General features: G+C 69.5%; 17 protein-coding genes. 8 read left to right on the top strand and 9 right to left on the bottom strand.

Features of this window, described 5'->3' with window-relative positions:
* Positions 1–87 precede the first annotated feature (87 nt).
* The 8 genes from CFB45_RS15650 to CFB45_RS15615 all read left to right on the top strand — a co-directional run bounded on the left by CFB45_RS15650 (position 88) and on the right by CFB45_RS15615 (position 6,629).
* Complete coding sequence (locus CFB45_RS15650; RefSeq protein ID WP_059233184.1) at positions 88–645, top strand: single-stranded DNA-binding protein; 558 nt, start codon at positions 88–90, stop codon at positions 643–645.
* Between the two features lie 120 nt (positions 646–765).
* Positions 766–1,314: a G/U mismatch-specific DNA glycosylase gene (gene mug, locus CFB45_RS15645; RefSeq protein ID WP_089426341.1), complete on the top strand. Its 549-nt coding sequence runs from the start codon at positions 766–768 to the stop codon at positions 1,312–1,314.
* Positions 1,301–1,924, top strand: coding sequence for a DNA-3-methyladenine glycosylase (locus CFB45_RS15640; protein ID WP_089426340.1), 624 nt, complete (start codon positions 1,301–1,303; stop codon positions 1,922–1,924). Before mug ends, CFB45_RS15640 begins: the two co-directional genes overlap by 14 nt.
* 102 nt (positions 1,925–2,026) lie before the next feature.
* Complete coding sequence (locus tag CFB45_RS15635) at positions 2,027–2,791, top strand: ParA family protein (protein ID WP_039345972.1); 765 nt, start codon at positions 2,027–2,029, stop codon at positions 2,789–2,791.
* Between the two features lie 502 nt (positions 2,792–3,293).
* Complete coding sequence (phaP, locus tag CFB45_RS15630; RefSeq protein WP_089426339.1) at positions 3,294–3,878, top strand: TIGR01841 family phasin; 585 nt, start codon at positions 3,294–3,296, stop codon at positions 3,876–3,878.
* 293 nt (positions 3,879–4,171) lie between these two features.
* Positions 4,172–5,353: an acetyl-CoA C-acetyltransferase gene (locus CFB45_RS15625; protein WP_089426654.1), complete on the top strand. Its 1,182-nt coding sequence runs from the start codon at positions 4,172–4,174 to the stop codon at positions 5,351–5,353.
* A gap of 217 nt (positions 5,354–5,570) precedes the next feature.
* Positions 5,571–6,314 (top strand): acetoacetyl-CoA reductase, encoded by a 744-nt coding sequence (gene phbB, locus CFB45_RS15620; RefSeq protein WP_041492959.1) that lies wholly within the window; start codon positions 5,571–5,573, stop codon positions 6,312–6,314.
* Between the two features lie 108 nt (positions 6,315–6,422).
* Complete coding sequence (locus tag CFB45_RS15615; RefSeq protein WP_089426338.1) at positions 6,423–6,629, top strand: hypothetical protein; 207 nt, start codon at positions 6,423–6,425, stop codon at positions 6,627–6,629.
* An 87-nt stretch (positions 6,630–6,716) separates the two neighbouring features.
* Here CFB45_RS15615 and CFB45_RS15610 read toward each other — a convergent pair whose 3' ends face one another.
* From CFB45_RS15610 to CFB45_RS15570, 9 genes are all read right to left on the bottom strand, one after another.
* Positions 6,717–7,064, bottom strand: coding sequence for a hypothetical protein (locus CFB45_RS15610; protein WP_089426337.1), 348 nt, complete (start codon positions 7,062–7,064; stop codon positions 6,717–6,719).
* Complete coding sequence (locus CFB45_RS15605) at positions 7,048–7,527, bottom strand: hotdog family protein (RefSeq protein ID WP_089426336.1); 480 nt, start codon at positions 7,525–7,527, stop codon at positions 7,048–7,050. Before CFB45_RS15605 ends, CFB45_RS15610 begins: the two co-directional genes overlap by 17 nt.
* Positions 7,527–8,342, bottom strand: coding sequence for a beta-ketoacyl synthase chain length factor (locus tag CFB45_RS15600; protein WP_089426335.1), 816 nt, complete (start codon positions 8,340–8,342; stop codon positions 7,527–7,529). The genes CFB45_RS15605 and CFB45_RS15600 overlap by 1 nt, the downstream gene beginning before the upstream one ends.
* Positions 8,343–8,350: 8 nt before the next feature.
* A complete protein-coding gene (locus CFB45_RS15595; protein WP_089426334.1) occupies positions 8,351–9,562 on the bottom strand; it encodes a beta-ketoacyl-[acyl-carrier-protein] synthase family protein in 1,212 nt (403 codons plus the stop codon).
* Between the two features lie 63 nt (positions 9,563–9,625).
* Positions 9,626–10,519 (bottom strand): polysaccharide deacetylase family protein, encoded by an 894-nt coding sequence (locus CFB45_RS15590; protein WP_089426333.1) that lies wholly within the window; start codon positions 10,517–10,519, stop codon positions 9,626–9,628.
* A complete protein-coding gene (locus CFB45_RS15585; protein ID WP_089426332.1) occupies positions 10,516–12,993 on the bottom strand; it encodes an MMPL family transporter in 2,478 nt (825 codons plus the stop codon). The genes CFB45_RS15590 and CFB45_RS15585 overlap by 4 nt, the downstream gene beginning before the upstream one ends.
* Complete coding sequence (locus tag CFB45_RS15580) at positions 12,993–13,649, bottom strand: outer membrane lipoprotein carrier protein LolA (protein WP_089426331.1); 657 nt, start codon at positions 13,647–13,649, stop codon at positions 12,993–12,995. Before CFB45_RS15580 ends, CFB45_RS15585 begins: the two co-directional genes overlap by 1 nt.
* The gene (locus CFB45_RS15575) at positions 13,646–14,629 is read right to left on the bottom strand and encodes an LpxL/LpxP family acyltransferase (RefSeq protein WP_089426330.1); all 984 of its coding nucleotides are present in this window, start codon (positions 14,627–14,629) and stop codon (positions 13,646–13,648) included. The genes CFB45_RS15580 and CFB45_RS15575 overlap by 4 nt, the downstream gene beginning before the upstream one ends.
* Positions 14,626–16,374 (bottom strand): acyl-CoA synthetase family protein, encoded by a 1,749-nt coding sequence (locus CFB45_RS15570; protein ID WP_089426329.1) that lies wholly within the window; start codon positions 16,372–16,374, stop codon positions 14,626–14,628. The genes CFB45_RS15575 and CFB45_RS15570 overlap by 4 nt, the downstream gene beginning before the upstream one ends.
* Positions 16,375–16,390 lie beyond the last annotated feature (16 nt).

Here is a 16,390-nt window from a genome sequence, read left to right as displayed (position 1 = left end):
GGCCCCGGCGACTTTCGCCGGCTTGCCCGGCGGGCCGCACCGACAGCATGAGCGGGCGGCCCGGCATCGAATTTACTGGAGAAACACATGGCATCCGTCAACAAGGTCATCCTCGTCGGCAATCTCGGCGCCGATCCTGAAGTCCGTTACCTGCCGAGCGGCGACGCGGTTGCGAACATCCGTCTCGCGACGACCGACCGCTACAAGGACAAGGCTAGCGGCGATTTCAAGGAAATGACCGAGTGGCATCGCGTCGCGTTCTTCGGTCGTCTGGCGGAAATCGTCAGCGAGTACCTGAAGAAAGGTTCGTCGGTCTATATCGAAGGCCGCATCCGCACGCGCAAGTGGCAGGGTCAGGACGGCCAGGATCGTTACTCGACCGAAATCGTCGCCGACCAGATGCAGATGCTCGGCGGCCGCGGTGCGGGCGGCGGCGGCGGTGGTGGCGGTGACGAAGGCGGTTACGGCGGCGGCTACGGTGGTGGCGGCGGCGGTGGCCGTGGCGAGCAGATGGAGCGCGGCGGTGGCGGCGGCGGTCGTGCCGGCGGCGCAGCGCGTGGCGGTGCAGGCGGCGGCGCGCAAAGCCGTCCGAGCGCACCGGCAGGCGGCGGCTTCGACGAGATGGACGACGATATTCCGTTCTGATCGGCAAGTCGGCATCCCGCATCACGATGGGCCCGAACGTCCGAGTCAAGCCAGTTGCTTGGCCCGGGCCTTCGGGCCTTGTTTCGTTTACGTCGATGTTCCTTGCGCGCCAGGCAAACCGTGGCTGACGAACTTCCCGACCTCATCGCACCGCATCTCGACGTGCTGTTTTGCGGGATCAACCCCGGCTTGACCGCGGCCGCGACCGGGCATCACTTCGCCGGGAGAGGCAACCGCTTCTGGCGCGTGATCCATCTCGCGGGCTTCACGGCGGCGGAAATCTCGCCGCAGGACGATCATGCGATTCTTCAATATGGCTGCGGCCTGACCGCGGTGGTGAAGCGGCCGACCGCGAGCGCCGATCAGCTTTCGCGCGCGGAATTCATTGCCGCGGCTGCCGAGTTCGACCAGAAGCTGGCGCGCTACGCGCCGCGCTTCGTCGCCTTTCTCGGCAAGGCGGCGTACTCCGCGCTTTCCGGGCAGCGAGAAATCGAGTGGGGGCTGCAACCGGCCCGGATGCAGGGGGCGAGCGTCTGGGTGCTGCCCAATCCGAGCGGGCGAAACCTCGCGTTCAGTCTCGACGATCTGGTCGACGCATACCGTCAGCTTCGTCTGCAGGCGAGGGCCGTTTCCGGTCTCCAACTGGAGGGGCAGGATGCGGCGCGGTGAACCCTCGCCCCTGTGGCCGGGCACCGTGCTGCCCCGCGCATTCTTCGACCGAGTCGCCACCGACGTCGCGCCGCAACTGCTGAACAAGATCCTCGCGGCCGCGGACGGCCGTGCCGGGCGGATCGTCGAAGTGGAAGCCTATGCCGGTGCGATCGACCCGGCTGCGCATACCTACCGCGGCAAGACGCCGCGCAATGCGACGATGTTCGGGCCGCCGGGGCACCTGTATGTCTATTTCACGTATGGCATGCATTGGTGCTGCAACTGCGTGTGCGGCCCGGATGGCACGGGAACGGGCGTGCTGATCCGTGCGCTCGAGCCGCTGCACGGGCTCGAGCAAATGCGTGCGGCACGGCCGCCGCGGACGCGCGATCGCGACCTGTGCCGGGGGCCGGCGCGGCTGACTCAGGCGATGGGGATCGGCGGTGCGCAGGACGGTGTCGACCTGATCGGTGCGCACGAAGGGTTCGCGATCGTCGACGATGGCATCGCGCCGCCCGCCGATCTGGCGGGCGGCCCGCGCATCGGCATTCGTGTCGGCACGGAACTGCCGTGGCGCTGGAGCGTCCCGGGCAACCAGTACGTCTCGGGGCCGGTGACGCGCCGCTGAGACACCCCGTGCCAGAATGCGCACAATTCGACCTGCGTCACGCGACCGCCATTATTGACCGGCTAAGCTTGCCTTTTCGACGTATTCGATCGAGGAGACACAATGCGGCGGGTCGTATTCAACCAGAAGGGCGGCGTGGGAAAATCGACGATCGTCTGCAACCTGGCGGCGATCAGCGCGAGCGAAGGGCTGCGCACGCTCGTCATCGATCTCGATGCGCAGGCGAACTCGACGCGCTACCTGCTCGGCGACGCCGCAGCCGACGCGCAGCCGGGTGTCGCCGATTTCTTCGAAACCGCGCTGACCTTCAACTTCCGCCCGGTCGACGTCGCGTCGTTCATTCATCCGACCCCGTTCGAAGGGCTCGACGTGATGCCCGCGCATCCGGAACTCGACACGCTGCACGGCAAGCTCGAGTCGCGCTACAAGATCTACAAGCTGCGTGATGCGCTGAACGAGCTCGACACCTACGACGCCGTGTACATCGACACGCCGCCCGCGCTGAATTTCTATACGCGCTCGGCGCTGATTGCGGTCGAGCGCTGCCTGATCCCGTTCGACTGCGACGATTTCTCGCGTCGCGCGCTGTACACGCTGCTCGAGAACGTGAAGGAAATCCAGCAGGACCACAACGCGGCGCTCGAGGTGGAAGGGATCGTGATCAACCAGTTCCAGCCGCGGGCGAGCCTGCCGCAGCGGCTGGTCGACGAACTCGTCGAGGAGGGGCTGCCGGTGCTCGCGTCGAGGTTGTCGGCGTCGGTGAAGATTCGCGAGTCGCATCAGCAGTCCAAGCCGGTGATCCATCTGGAACCCGGGCACAAGCTCGCGCAGGAGTTCCTCGCGCTGCATCGCGAACTGGCCGGCTGATTCCGCACCTGCCTGACGAATCCGCGGCCGCATCATGCGGCCGTTTTTTTATTGCGACCGTAATTCATCCGATCATTGATTTCGTCATTAATAATCCCGAAAACGATTTCATAATAAATCCAGAAAAAACGATTACATAAGTGACCGCTACATTTTCAATGCGTCCCGGTTTTCTAATAAACGGAATAATGGATTGGTAAATGTTGCGCGACGTCATGATCCGTTATCCTGTAAAAAGGTAAAAATGCATTGCGGGACCGAGTGAGGTGCGGGCATCGTCTGCGATGTCGGCGCATCACGGGTTCCAGCGGCCGCCTGGATGGAAATAAGGGTTTACACCTAGCATTAATGCCATTTAATTGACAATTAATCGATCTAGAATGGGCTCCTTCAACTTCCCGCACTCAAATAAGTGCCGGGTTGTCAATAAGGAAGCCTGCTGTCGATCCGGCTTCCAATTTTCTTTACGTCGTCTCTCGCATTGCTAACAGGAGCGTGCCCGATGTCCGTATTTGCCCCCGAAAAAATCAACGCCGAATATCAATCCGGTATTGCAGCGTGGTTCGCAATTGCCCGTCCGGCGATCCAAGGTTTCGAGGCTGTCGTCGAACTCAACCTGCAAGCGGCCCGGACGGCGCTCGAGGAATACGAGGACAAGCTGAAGAACGCATTCAACAGCAGCAACCCGGCCGTGGGCTTCGCGCAGCAGGTCGCCGCACCGCAGGAAGCGGCCGGCAAGGCCGTGTCGTACGGCCGCCATCTGTTCGACATCGCGGTGTCGACGCAGTCCGAATGGGCGAAGGTCGCGCAAGCGCAATACGAACAGAACGACAAGCGCCTGAAGGACGTGCTCGGCGAACTGTCGAAGCATGCGCCGGCCGGCTCGGCACCGGTGGTGGCCGCGCTGAACTCGGCGCTGTCGGCGGCGACCGCCGCAGCCGATTCGGTGCGCGCCGCGACCGGCCAGGCGATCGAAGCCGCGCAAAGCGGCTTCGATGCGGTCAGCGAAACGGCCACGCGTGGCGCGAAGCAAACGGCTGCCGTCGCACGCAAGGACGCCGCGGCCGCACGCGAATCGGCTGCGTAATCGCGTAGCCACGCAAGCACGTGTCGCGCACGGGCGCGACACGAATTGATCGGCGCCGGATGGTGCCGGACGCCGCGTGTGCCGCGTGGCGTCCGGCAAGTGTCCGGTTTGCCGCAAGACGCCGGTGAACCGGCGAGCCGTACCGGTGTGCCGCCCGTTCGAACGGGCGCCGCGCGCCCTACGGCGGCGTGCGAGCGCTATCGCGCCGAATGGCCCGGGATGCGCGATCGCCAGCCGAGGCCGGCACGCGCCGGCGTCAAAACGACGAACTGATTTCGATGCAGGAACTGGACATGACGGATGTAGTGATCGTATCGGCCGCGCGGACCGCGGTCGGCAAATTCGGCGGTTCGCTTGCGAAGATTGCGGCGCCCGAGCTGGGCGCGACGGTGATCCGCGCGGTGCTGGAGCGTGCGGGCGTGAAGCCCGAGCAGGTCAGCGAAGTGATCATGGGCCAGGTGCTGACGGCCGGTTCCGGGCAGAACCCGGCGCGGCAGTCGCTGATCAAGGCCGGGCTGCCGACGGCAGTGCCGGGGATGACGATCAACAAGGTGTGCGGCTCGGGCCTGAAGGCCGTGATGCTGGCCGCGAACGCGATCGTCGCGGGCGATGCGGAGATCGTGATCGCGGGCGGCCAGGAGAACATGAGCGCGTCGCCGCACGTGCTGCCGGGCTCGCGCGACGGGTTCCGGATGGGGGACGCGAAGCTGGTTGACACGATGATCGTCGACGGCCTGTGGGACGTGTACAACCAGTACCACATGGGCATCACGGCGGAGAACGTCGCGAAGGAATACGGGATCACGCGCGAAGAGCAGGACGCGTTCGCGGCGCTGTCGCAGAACAAGGCGGAAGCGGCGCAGAAGGCCGGCCGCTTCGACGATGAAATCGTGCCGGTGGCGATTCCGCAACGCAAGGGTGAGCCGCTGCAGTTCGCCACCGATGAATTCGTGCGTCACGGCGTGACGGCGGAATCGCTGGCCGGGCTGAAGCCGGCGTTCTCGAAGGACGGCTCGGTGACGGCGGCGAACGCGTCGGGGCTGAACGACGGCGCGGCGGCGGTGCTGGTGATGTCGGCGCAGAAGGCGGCGGCACTCGGCCTGACGCCGCTGGCGCGGATCAAGGCATACGCGAACGCGGGCGTGGATCCGAGCGTGATGGGGATGGGCCCGGTGCCGGCATCGCGCCGGTGCCTGGAGCGCGCGGGCTGGACGCCGGGCGACCTGGATCTGATGGAGATCAACGAGGCATTCGCGGCGCAGGCGCTGGCGGTGCACAAGCAGATGGGCTGGGACACGTCGAAGGTGAACGTGAACGGCGGAGCGATCGCGATCGGCCACCCGATCGGCGCGTCGGGTTGCCGGATCCTGGTGACGCTGCTGCACGAGATGGCCAAGCGCGATGCGAAGCGCGGGCTGGCGTCGCTGTGCATCGGCGGCGGGATGGGTGTCGCGCTCGCGGTCCAGCGCGCCTGAGCAGGGTCTGACGACTCGTCCCGCGGGCGGCAGCGGCCAGCACCGCACGCGGGCGAAGCGGTTTTCGCGCACGACAAGCAGTCAACAACAAGCGCGAGGTGCCGGTGCGTGCCGCACCCGCGACGCGGGCGGCTGCGCATCGAAGCGGTGGGGCGGCAGCGTGAGCGACGCCGCCGCTCCGCCTTGATCGATTACTTTTTTGTCGGTAATTAATAGGATGACTAAGCGAATTGCAGTAGTGACTGGTGGAATGGGCGGCCTCGGCGAAGCGGTCAGCATCAGGTTGAACGACGCGGGCCACCGGGTAGTCGTCACGTATTCGCCGAACAACACCGGCGCGGACCGCTGGCTGACCGAGATGCATGCGGCCGGCCGTGAGTTCCACGCGTACCCGGTGGACGTGGCCGATCACGATTCGTGCCAGCAATGCATCGAGAAGATCGCTCGGGACGTCGGCCCGGTCGACATTCTCGTGAACAACGCGGGCATCACGCGCGACATGACGCTGCGCAAGCTCGACAAGGTCAACTGGGATGCGGTGATCCGCACCAACCTCGATTCCGTGTTCAACATGACGAAGCCGGTGTGCGAAAGCATGGTCGAGCGCGGCTGGGGCCGCATCGTCAACATCTCGTCGGTGAACGGTTCGAAGGGTTCGGTCGGCCAGACCAACTATGCGGCCGCGAAGGCCGGCATGCACGGCTTCACGAAATCGCTCGCGCTCGAGATCGCGCGCAAGGGCGTGACGGTGAACACGGTGTCGCCGGGCTACCTCGCGACGAAGATGGTCACGGCGATCCCGCAGGATATCCTCGACTCGAAGATCCTCCCGCAGATTCCGGCGGGCCGGCTCGGCAAGCCCGAGGAAGTCGCCGCGCTGGTGGCTTACCTGTGCTCGGAGGAGGCCGGCTTCGTGACGGGCTCCAACATCGCGATCAACGGCGGCCAGCACATGCATTGACGCGTGGCGGCCCGGCGGCGTGCGCGCACCTGCCGGGCTGCGTTCCGCACTATCCAGTGCCAGGGCGGCGGCAGGCGCGCCGCTTCGGCTTCGCATTCCGGAGAAGGCATGGGCGATACCTGGATGGGACTTGTGATCGGCGGCACGGCACTGGCCGTCGCGCTGACGATGACAGTCTCGCTCTACTGGCTCGAGCGGCGCCGTGCGCGGCTGCTGCGGAACTTCGATCATCGCGATTGCTCGCTCGTCGCGTACGGCAGGTGCTTCGCACGCGGGCGGGCCCGGCCGGCACGCCGCCTGCGCGGCGCGCGTTGACGGCGGCATCGAGGCAGTGACGCGTCACGCTTGACGAGCGGTCGTGCATCGCGCGCATGCCTCCGGCGATGCGCGCGATGCCCTTGATCAATCGTTCTTTTCGCTCTTCCCGCCCGACTCGCCCGAGTCGTTCTTGTGGAAGATCCGCTTCGTCGTGCGCTTGGTGGCATCCCAGCCTTCGCGCGACGCGTGTGCGACCCCGTGCCCGACCGCCTTCGCGGCGCTCGCGGTCGCGTGGCCGAAGCTGCGGGCCGCCTCGCCGGTCTTGTGCGCGGCTTCCTTCGAATCGCGCTTGATGTCCTGCTTCACTTCCGACATGTCCGCGTGCGCGATCGGGCTGATCAGCGCCAGAACGAGCGCGGTGCCAATGAACTGACGAACTTTCACGACCTGGTTTCCTTCTCTTGAGTAAGCGGCTTCATCGAGGATTCGCATCGCCGGCTGCCAACGCGTCGAGCATCACCGCGGCGCGGCCGGACAGCAGCACGCGATCGCCGCAGCGCAGTGCGAAGCCGTACAGCACCGAGCGGGCGTCGCCGCTCACGCGTTCCGCTTCGACGACGAGCGGCTGCGCGAACGTGTCGAGCCGGTCGACGAATGCGTCGACGTTGCGCACGCTCGCCAGATAGCCGACGCGCGGGCGCGCTTCGTGCGCACCGAGCAGCGCGCCGTGCACGGCCATCGCCTGCGCCGCGTATTCGATCCCGCAGACGGAGGCAAGCCGTCCGTGCGAGCGCAGCGGGTTGTGCGGATCACGGTGGCTCGTCGCGGTGCAGCGGATTTGGGCGGCATCCCAGGCATCGACCGTATCGAGCACGCACATCGCGCCGCCGTGCGGAATGTGCGCGGCGATCCATGCATGGTCGAGCGGCGGCGCGAGCGGGATCGTCGCGGTCATCACGCGCGCTCCGCGAACGTATCCGGCATCGCGACGTCGACCTGCACGCGCGTATCGGCCAGGTAGTCGAGCACGACGCGCGTCGAACGTCGCGCGGCGATGGCGCCGAGCAGCGGCAGCACGCGCGCGGCCGGATTGCCGGCGCGCAGTGCGTCGAGTTCGGCACGCGCGAGCGGCGTGGCGGGCGCGTCGGCGAGCTGCACGTCGATGCGGGCGAGCGCGCGCTCGCTTGCTTCGGGCGCGAGCACGAGTGCCACGCCGAACGCGTCATCGATCGGGCGTACCGCGTGCAGCGGTTCCGGATAGTCGGTGTCGTACGCGATCAGCAGGGTCGGCACGCGATCGACCACGACCTGGCACAGGCTTTCCAGCAGGCCCGCGGCAAAGCTGCCGTCGTGCGCGCACAGCACGTTCGACGTCGCCATCGCGCGGGTCGCGATGCTCCAGTAGCCGGCAGGCGCGTTGTGCACGGAGTTGTGGAAGCGCGTCGGCGACAGCTGGCGATCGTCGCCCGCCAGCGTCTCGCAGATCGCGTGGCAATTCTGGCCGTCACCGCCCGACGCACTGAATACGGTTGCGAGCGTCGCGGCGTCGCGTCCGCTCGCGGCCACCGCTTCGTGGCCGACCGCGAGCGCCACGCGCACGACGGGGCCGGTGCGGCGGCGCTCGGCCGACGGCAGGCCGGCCGGCGGCGGCAGCTCGGTGCGGGCGGGCGCATACGGCACGCGGCCCGCGAGCACGTCGGCCGCGTGCGGCCAGTCGTTCAATCCGGGCCCGATGAGGCCGATGCTTTCGATGAAGGCGGTGAGTGTCATGGCGGGCCTCAACGGCGGGCGTGGTCGGCGCGGCCGAGGATCAGGCTGCAATTCGTGCCGCCGAAGCCGAACGAATTGGACAGGACGGCGCGCACGCGGGTATCGCGGCTCGCGAGCACGTAGTCGGCGGCGAGTGCCGGGTCGGGCTGTGTCGTGTTGACGCCGGCCGGCACGAACTGCTCGCGCAGCGCGAGCGCGGCGACGACGGCCTCGAGCGCACCCGCCGCGCCGAGCGTATGGCCGGTCGCGCCCTTCGTCGAGCTGCACGGCGTGCTGGCGAACAGCGCGCCGATCGCGCGGCTTTCGGCCGCGTCGTTGCTCGGCGTCGCGGTGCCGTGCAGGTTCACGTAGTCGATGTCGGTTGCGCCCAGGCCGGCGGATGCAAGCGCCTGCTCGATCGCGACGCGTGCGCCGAGCCCGTCCGGATGCGGCGACGACATGTGATGCGCGTCGCTCGATTCGCCGATGCCGAGCAGCAGGATCGCATCGGCGTCGAGTGCGACGGGCGGGTCGGGCATGCGTTCGACGAGCGCGAACGCGGCGGCTTCGCCAATCGAGATGCCGTCGCGCGCGACGTCGAACGGCCGGCACGGCTGGCGCGACAGCAGCTCGAGCGAATTGAAGCCGTACAGCGTCGTCAGGCACAGCGAATCGACGCCGCCGACGACGGCCGCGTCGATCAAGCCCGCCTCGATCATGCGGCGCGCGGAGCCGAACACTTTCGCGCCGGACGAGCACGCGGACGAGATCGCCATCGCCGGCCCGCGCAGCGCGAAAAACGCGCGCACGAACGCGGCCGGCGAATACGGGTTGTGCGTCTGTGCGTAGCGGAAGTCGGCGGGCAGCGCGCCGCTCGCCGGATCGCGGCGCTGGTATGCGTGCTCGGTTTCGAGGATGCCGGCCGTGCTCGTGCCGATGAACACGCCGACGCGTGCCGCCCCATAGCGCGCGACGGCCGCCGCGACGCGTGCGTCGAAGCCGTCCTGCGTGAGGCCGAGTTGCGCGAGGCGGTTGTTGCGGCACGCGAAGTCGGCGAGGTCGGCCCGCACGGGCTGCGCATCGACGCCGTCCACCGCGCCGATCCACGTGTCGAGATCCACACCTTCGAAGTGGCAGGGTGTAAGCCCGCCGCGCGCGTCGCGCAGCGCATCGAGGGTCGCATCGAGGCCGCGGCCGATGCAGCTGGTGGCGGTGAAGTGCGAGAGCAGGAGAGGTTTCACGAGGGTCGCATCCGGTGGCCGGAACGGGCGCCGCAGCAGGGCTGGCAGGCGCGCCGTTCGAGGTCAGATTTTATCAAACGGGGGTGCCGAATTGGCCGGCTCACCCGGCCCGCCGGGCGGCTGCGGCGCGAGCGCCGCGCGCAGCGTGGTCCAGTGCAATTGCGCATCGGCGGCCGCGCGCAGCACCGCTTGCAGCACGTCGAGCACGACCGGTTCGCCGCGCGCATCGCGCGCCGCGTGGCCGTCGTGCACGAGCAGGATGTCGCGCGCCGCGAGGCCGTGCAGCAGGCGGCGCGTGACGGTCGCCGCATCGCGCGTGCGTGTGTCGAAGCCGCGCCGCGTCCAGCTCGCCAGCTGCAGGCCGAGTTCGCACAGCACCGGCTCGAGAAACGGGTTGCGCAGGCCGGCCGGCGCACGGAAGAACAGCGGGCGCGTGCCGGCGATCTCGGTCAGCGTCTGCTGCGCGGCCGCGATCTCGCGTCGCAGCGCGGCGGGCCCCGACAGCGAGAACGTATGGCGGTGCCGCTGGCTGTGGTTCTCGACCGCGTGACCGCGCGCGACGATCGCCTCGATCCAGCGCGGATGACGGCGCGCGAGATCGCCGATGCAGAAGAACGTCGCGCGCGCGTCGTAACGGTCGAGCAGGTCGAGCACGCGCGGCGTGACGTCCGGATCCGGGCCGTCGTCGATCGTCAGCGCGATGCGGCGGCCCGCGTTGGCAGGCAGGCGCGTCCAGTTCGGGCCGAGCAGCGTGCTGCGCGGCCACAGGCCGGCGGCGGTCAGCGCGAGATGCGACGCGACCACGCCGCCGACCGCCCACGGCCATGCGGCCGGCTGAGCGACGACGGCCGCCGCCGCGCCCGCATGCAGCGCGGCCGTGCCCGCGATCAGCGGCGTCGGCTTCCAGCGGCGCGTATCGCCGGGCTGTCGCGACGGGGCGGACGACGGCGCGTTCATGCGCGGCCTCCTCGATGACGGTTGATGGCCATACCGTCAGCCGCGCGCGGCGCGAGAATCGCCGCGAACGCGAGCGCGAGCATCGCGCCCGGGCCGACGGTCAGCCCGAAGGTTTCGAGCAGCGGCACGCGTGACAGCGCCAGCAGCCCGAAGCCGGCGACCGTCGCGAGGTTCGCGATCAGCAGCGACACGAGCGTGTACGGCGTGACGGGCTGCGCGTCGTCGCGCTTGCAGAAGAACAGCGCGTAGTTCGACCCGACCGCGACGATCAGCAGCATCCCGACGAGATGCAGGATCGTCAGCTGCACGCCGGCGAGCGCGAATCCGGCCGTCACGACCAGCACGGCCGCGACGAGCGGCGCGAGCGCGTGCACGACGCGGCGCGGCGAGCGCAGTGCGATCAGCAGCAGCACGGCGATCGCGGCAAAACCCGCGAGCGACAGCCGGAGGTCCTCGTGCACATAGCTCACGTACAGGCGATCGGCTTCCGCCTTCATGTCGACGAACAGCGCATCGGGCACGCCCGCGCGGGCGACGGCTTCGCGAATCGGCGTGGCATCGAGGCTCGATGCCGGTTGCGCGGTGCGGGCGGCGTCCGGCGCGCGCAGCGGCAGCATCGCGCTCCAGCGGCCGTCGCGTTCGGTCAGCAGCGCATCGACGGCAAGCGCCATCGACGTGCCGCGCAAGTCCGCGCGCGTCAGCAGCGGTGCGTGGCGCGCGGCCCCGACATCGGTGATGAACGGTGCGAACAGGTCGGGCTTGACCGCGATCGGCTGGTTCGCGACGGCGTCGCGCATCCGCGCGGCGAGCACCCCGGCATCCGGCAGGCTCGCCTGGCGCGCGCGCTGTGCGGCCTCGCTCGGCAGGTAGCGCGCAGGGCTTTCGAAGCCGGCGAGTGCGCCCCGGTCGACCAGCGGCTGCAATTGCGCGGCCACCTTTTCGGCGCCTTCGAGCGCGGCCTGTTCGGTCGATGCAGAAATCACGACGAGATAGCGCACATCGGGTGCGCCGACATCGGCGCGCAGCCGCGCGTCGAGCGCTTGCGCTTGCGCCGGAACGGGGCTGAGCGCGGCGAGTTCGCGGCTCCACAAACCGTCGCGATGCAGCACGAGCGTCGCGACGGCGGCGATCACCAGCACGGCGAGCGGCCAGCGCAGCCGCGGCGCGGCGTCGGCCGCACGCGCGAGCACGGCGCCGACGCGCGACACGTCGCGGATCGCGACATGCTCGCCGCGCAGGTGCGGCAACACGAAGCGCGTGACGAGCGCGGCGGCCGCCAGCCCGACGATCGAATACAGCCCGAGCTGCACGAGGCCCGGGAATCCGGAGAACAGCATCGACGCGAACCCGCACACGGACGTCAGCACGCCGAGCCGGATCGTCGGCCAGTACGCGGCGACCCATGCGCGCGTCGCGTCGGCCGGGCGCGCCGTGCCGCGCGTGCCGGCCTGCGCCGATTGCACGAACAGGTAGATCGAATAGTCGACGGCTTCGCCGATCAGCGTCGTGCCGAAGCCGAGCGTCAGCCCGTGAACCGTGCCGAACGCGAGGCTGACCGCCGCGATGCCCGCAGCGACACCCGTCAGCACCGGCAGCAAGCCGAGCGCGAGCGTGCGCGGCGAACGGTACAGCGTCAGCAGCAGCGCGACGATCAGCACGACGCTCGCCGTCGACAGCCGCTCGACGTCGTGCCGGATCGTGTCGCGCGTGTCGACCGAGAACACGCCGGGGCCCGTCATCGCGAGCGTGGTCGCGGCGGCGTTCGGCACGGCCTGCTGCGCGGCGGCGAACGCGCGGCGCACGGAGTCGATCGCGCGGGCCTGCGCGTCGGTATCGGAACCGGCGGCGGCCGTCTGCACGACGAGCACCGCGCGCGTGCCGTCGCGCGACGCCCACACGCCGTCGCGGCTCGCCGGTTCCGCCGCGCTGTCGAACTGGTCGACGAGCGTGGCAACTTCGCCGGTCGGGTCGCGCGGCAGCATCGCCTTGGCCACGAGGCCGGCCGACGAACTCAGCAGGTCGAGGCTGTCGCCGAGCGCCTGATGCAGGCCGGCGGCGCTGAAGCGCTGCGGCGTGACGGCGGGGCTCAGCAGGTAGCGGTGATCGAAGATGAGCTGGCGATCGCGCGCGTCGTTCGCGGCTTCGCCGTTGTGAACGGCCGCGAATTGCGGATCGGTGCGCAGCGCGCCGGCGACGCGTCGCGACAGCGCGGCGCGCGTCGTGGCATCGCCGCCGTCGATCGCGACCAGGATCAGCCGCGACACGACGCCGTCGCGCAACTGGTCGACGAGCACGCGCTGCCCGGCGCTCGGCGCGCTCGGCAGGAACGCGGACAGGTCGGCCGTGAAGTGCGCGCGCCCGATCGCGATGCCGCACGCGATGAGCGCGAGCAGCCACACGAGCACCGCGCGCTGCCGCAGCGCATGCAGGCGGCGTGCGACCGGTGACGCGAGGGGGCGGGTGCGTTCGTCCATCAGTTCGGGTTCGCCGGAACGGGCTGCAGCCGCATCACCGAACGGTCGCCGTCGGCCTGCCGGATCGCGACGCTGCGCAACACGTCGCGCGTGCCGTCGAGCGTGATCGTGCTGACGACCTTCAGCATCCGCGAGTCGAGCGGCGTGAGCGTCAGCGTCCAGTCGTCGCCGCGCCCGGCGAGCGCGACCTTGTACACCTGTTCGAGCGCGAAGCGGTTGCCGGCGAGCGTCGCGCGGATGCTGTCGATGAACGCGCCGAGTTCCGGATAGCGTGCGAGCGCGAGCGTGAACTTGCGGTTGTTGCGCTCGACGGTGAGCATGTCGCCATCGACGACGAGGTGTTCGGGCTTCGGGCTCAGCGTGTGCTTCTCGAGATGGTCGGGCGCGACGAATACGAGTTCGCCGGATGATTCGACCGGCTGCGTCGCGATCGACAGGTACTTTGTCTCGGTGAACGTCGCGCGCCCTGACTTGTGTTGCGCAAGCGTCGACATCAACCGGTCGAGGTTCCACGCCGGTGCCGTGTCGGCCGCCTGCGCGGGCGCGGCAGCCAGCGCGGTCATGGCGGCGGTTGCCGCGACGGTGACGGCCAGCGTGCGGACGGCGCGGCGCAGCGCGGACGGAAGCGTGGGCAGGCAGCGGCGAACGGCGGTCATGCGTCGGAATCCCTCGTGGCGGACAGGCCGGCACCGGCGCACGCAGTGTCGCTGCGAACGGTCACGGTCGCGGCATCGCCGCCTTGCCAGAAGTCGAAATAGTTGAACCAGTTGTACGGCGCCGCGCGGCAGTACCGGTCGAGCAGCGCGACGTAGCGCGCGAGTGCCGCGTCGACGGCCGCCGCGCGCGCGTCGCGCCGCACGTCGGAGAAATCGGCGAGCGTCTCGAAGTGCACATCGTAGCGGTTGCCGTCGCGATAGAGGCCCGTCATGAAGATCACCGGGCGCTTCAACATCGCGGCCATGTAGAGCGGCCCGAGCGGGAACGCGGCCGGCGCGCCGAGCAGCGGCAGCCGGCGCAGCGACGCGGCCGCGTCGTCGAGCAGCGTGCGGTCGGCGAGCATGCCGACCATGCAGTTCGCGTCGAGGCGCTCGCGCACCTTCAGCATCGAGTCGACCTGCCCGAGCGGAATCACTTCCGGCTGCGCGGCGGGATTCACCGCCGCTAGCGTCGCGTTGATCTTGCGCGCGTTCTTCTCGTACATCGTCACGACCACGCGCAGGTCCGGGTGCGTGCGGCCGATCGCGCGCACGACCTCGAAGCTGCCGAGATGGGCGCCCATCAGGAACGCGCCGCGTCCGCCCGCGAGCGCGTCGTCGACGAGCGTTTCACCGTGCAGCCGGATGTCGAACAGGTCGAAGCGTCCGTTCATCAGGTAGATGCGGTCGTGGATCGTTGCCGCGAACGTGAACACGTGCCGGTACACGTCGCGCCAGCGCGCGGGGCGGCCGAGCACGCGGCGCAGGTAGTCGCGCGACGCCGCGCACGCGACCGGCGAGAACAGCACGAAATACGTCGCGATCAGGTGCAGCACGACGCGCGCGCGCTGCCGGCCGAAGCGCAGCGAGATCCACGTCATCGCGCGCAGCAAGCCTGCGTTGCTGCGCTCCTGGCGTTCGGCCCACGCGGTGCGCTTCATGGCTGCGCGCCATCCTGCGCGGTCGGCGGCGCGGACAGCACGCCGCTTGCGACCTCGCGCGCCCCGGCGCGCAGCGTGAAGCGGATCGCACCGCTCGCCGCGGCGTCGTACGCGAGATCGAGCGGTTCGCCGGGTGCGACCGGGCTCAGGAATTTCGCGGACCCGAGCCGCCACGTGTGCAGCGGACGGTCGAGCGCCGCACCGATCGCATGGATTGCGTGATCGAGCAGCACGACGCCCGGCACGACCGGATGGCCGGGGAAGTGGCCGGGCAGTGCCGGGTGATCGGCGGGGATCGTGAACCCGAGCGCCGGCGCGGGCGTGCCGGCCGGGTTGCGGATGGGCGTCGGCGCGGCTGCGGTGCGCGCATGTTGCGCAACGAGCGCGGCGAGCACGTCGCGCGGCAGCTTGCCGGTTTCGTTGCGCGGCAGCGCGTCGACGAACACGAGCGGGCGCGGCATGAACGCGGGATCGATCCGCTCGCGCAGCGCGCGCTGCAGATCGGCGGCCGCGAGCGTCGGCGCGACGACCAGCGCGACGAGGCGCGTGACCGGTTCGAGGCCCGCACCGGCGTGGGCGGGCGCGGCTTCGTCGGGCATGAAGAACACGCCGTCGATCACCTGCGCAATCGCATTGAGCTGATGGTTCAGGTACGCGAGCGACGTGCGCTTGCCGGCGATGTTGACGAGGTCGGCCTTGCGGCCGTGCAGCAGGAACCGGCCGTCGCCGAGCAGTTCGAGCGCATCGCCCATCGGCACGGGCGCCTCGACGTGCCCGCCCGACACCCAGATCGTCGGCTCGCCGTCGTCGCTCGCCGGTTCGTCGCGCGCGTCGAGCCGGATGCCCGGGAACAACGCCCAGGTCGCGCCTTGCGACGTGCGGCGGGTCGCGATCTGGCCGGTCTCGGTGCTGCCGTAGATCTCGACGAGCGGCGCGTCGAGTGCGGCTTCGGCTTCGCAAGCGAGCTTTTCCGACAGCGGCGCCGTGGCCGACAGCACGAGCGCCGCGGGCGGCAGCGCCTGGCCGGCCGCCAGCAGCGCACGTAGATGGATCGGCGACGTGACGAGCACGCGCGGCTGCGGGATCGCAGCGAGTTCGTCGCGAATGTCGACCGGGTAGAACGGCTGGCGATTGCTGAACGCGAGGCCGCCGATCAGCGCGAGCAGCACCGTCGACTCGAAGCCGTACATGTGCTGCGCGGGCACCGTGCCGATCAGCGTGGCCGCGCGGCCATCGAGCAGCCCGAGGCGGTCGGCTGCCGCGCGCACGCAGCCGACCAGGAAGCCCCAGGTCTTGCGGTGCGGCACCGGCGCGCCGGTCGAGCCGGACGTGAACACGTAGGCCATGATCCGCGCCGCATCGATCTGCGGCACGACGAACGGCGCATCGCTCGCGAGCGCGCCGGGGGCGGCATCGGGGTACGCGAAGCGCGGCAGGTCGATCGCGCAGTCGGGTGCGTCGTGCAGGCAGAACGCGTCGGGCGCGAACGATGCGAGCTGGCGCACCATTTCCGGCGTGTGCGTCGACGGCAGCAGGCTGATCTTGCCGGCAACGAGTGCCGCGCACAGGCTGACCGCGAAGCGGTAACGGTCGCGGCACACGTTGAACACGTGGCCGCCGGCGGGCAGCGCGGCGGCCACGCGCGCGACGTCGGCGACGAATGCGCGCACGGTGACGGGCGCGCCGTCGCGCCAGGCGATCGTCTGGTCCGGCGACGAATGGAAAACCAGCGGGTGAGTCGGCATAAATCGGTCGAAACGG

Origin of the sequence: Burkholderia sp. HI2500, from assembly GCF_002223055.1 — a bacterium.
In the GTDB taxonomy this organism is placed as follows: Bacteria; Pseudomonadota; Gammaproteobacteria; order Burkholderiales; family Burkholderiaceae; genus Burkholderia.
This window is presented reverse-complemented; position numbering and strand designations above follow the sequence as displayed.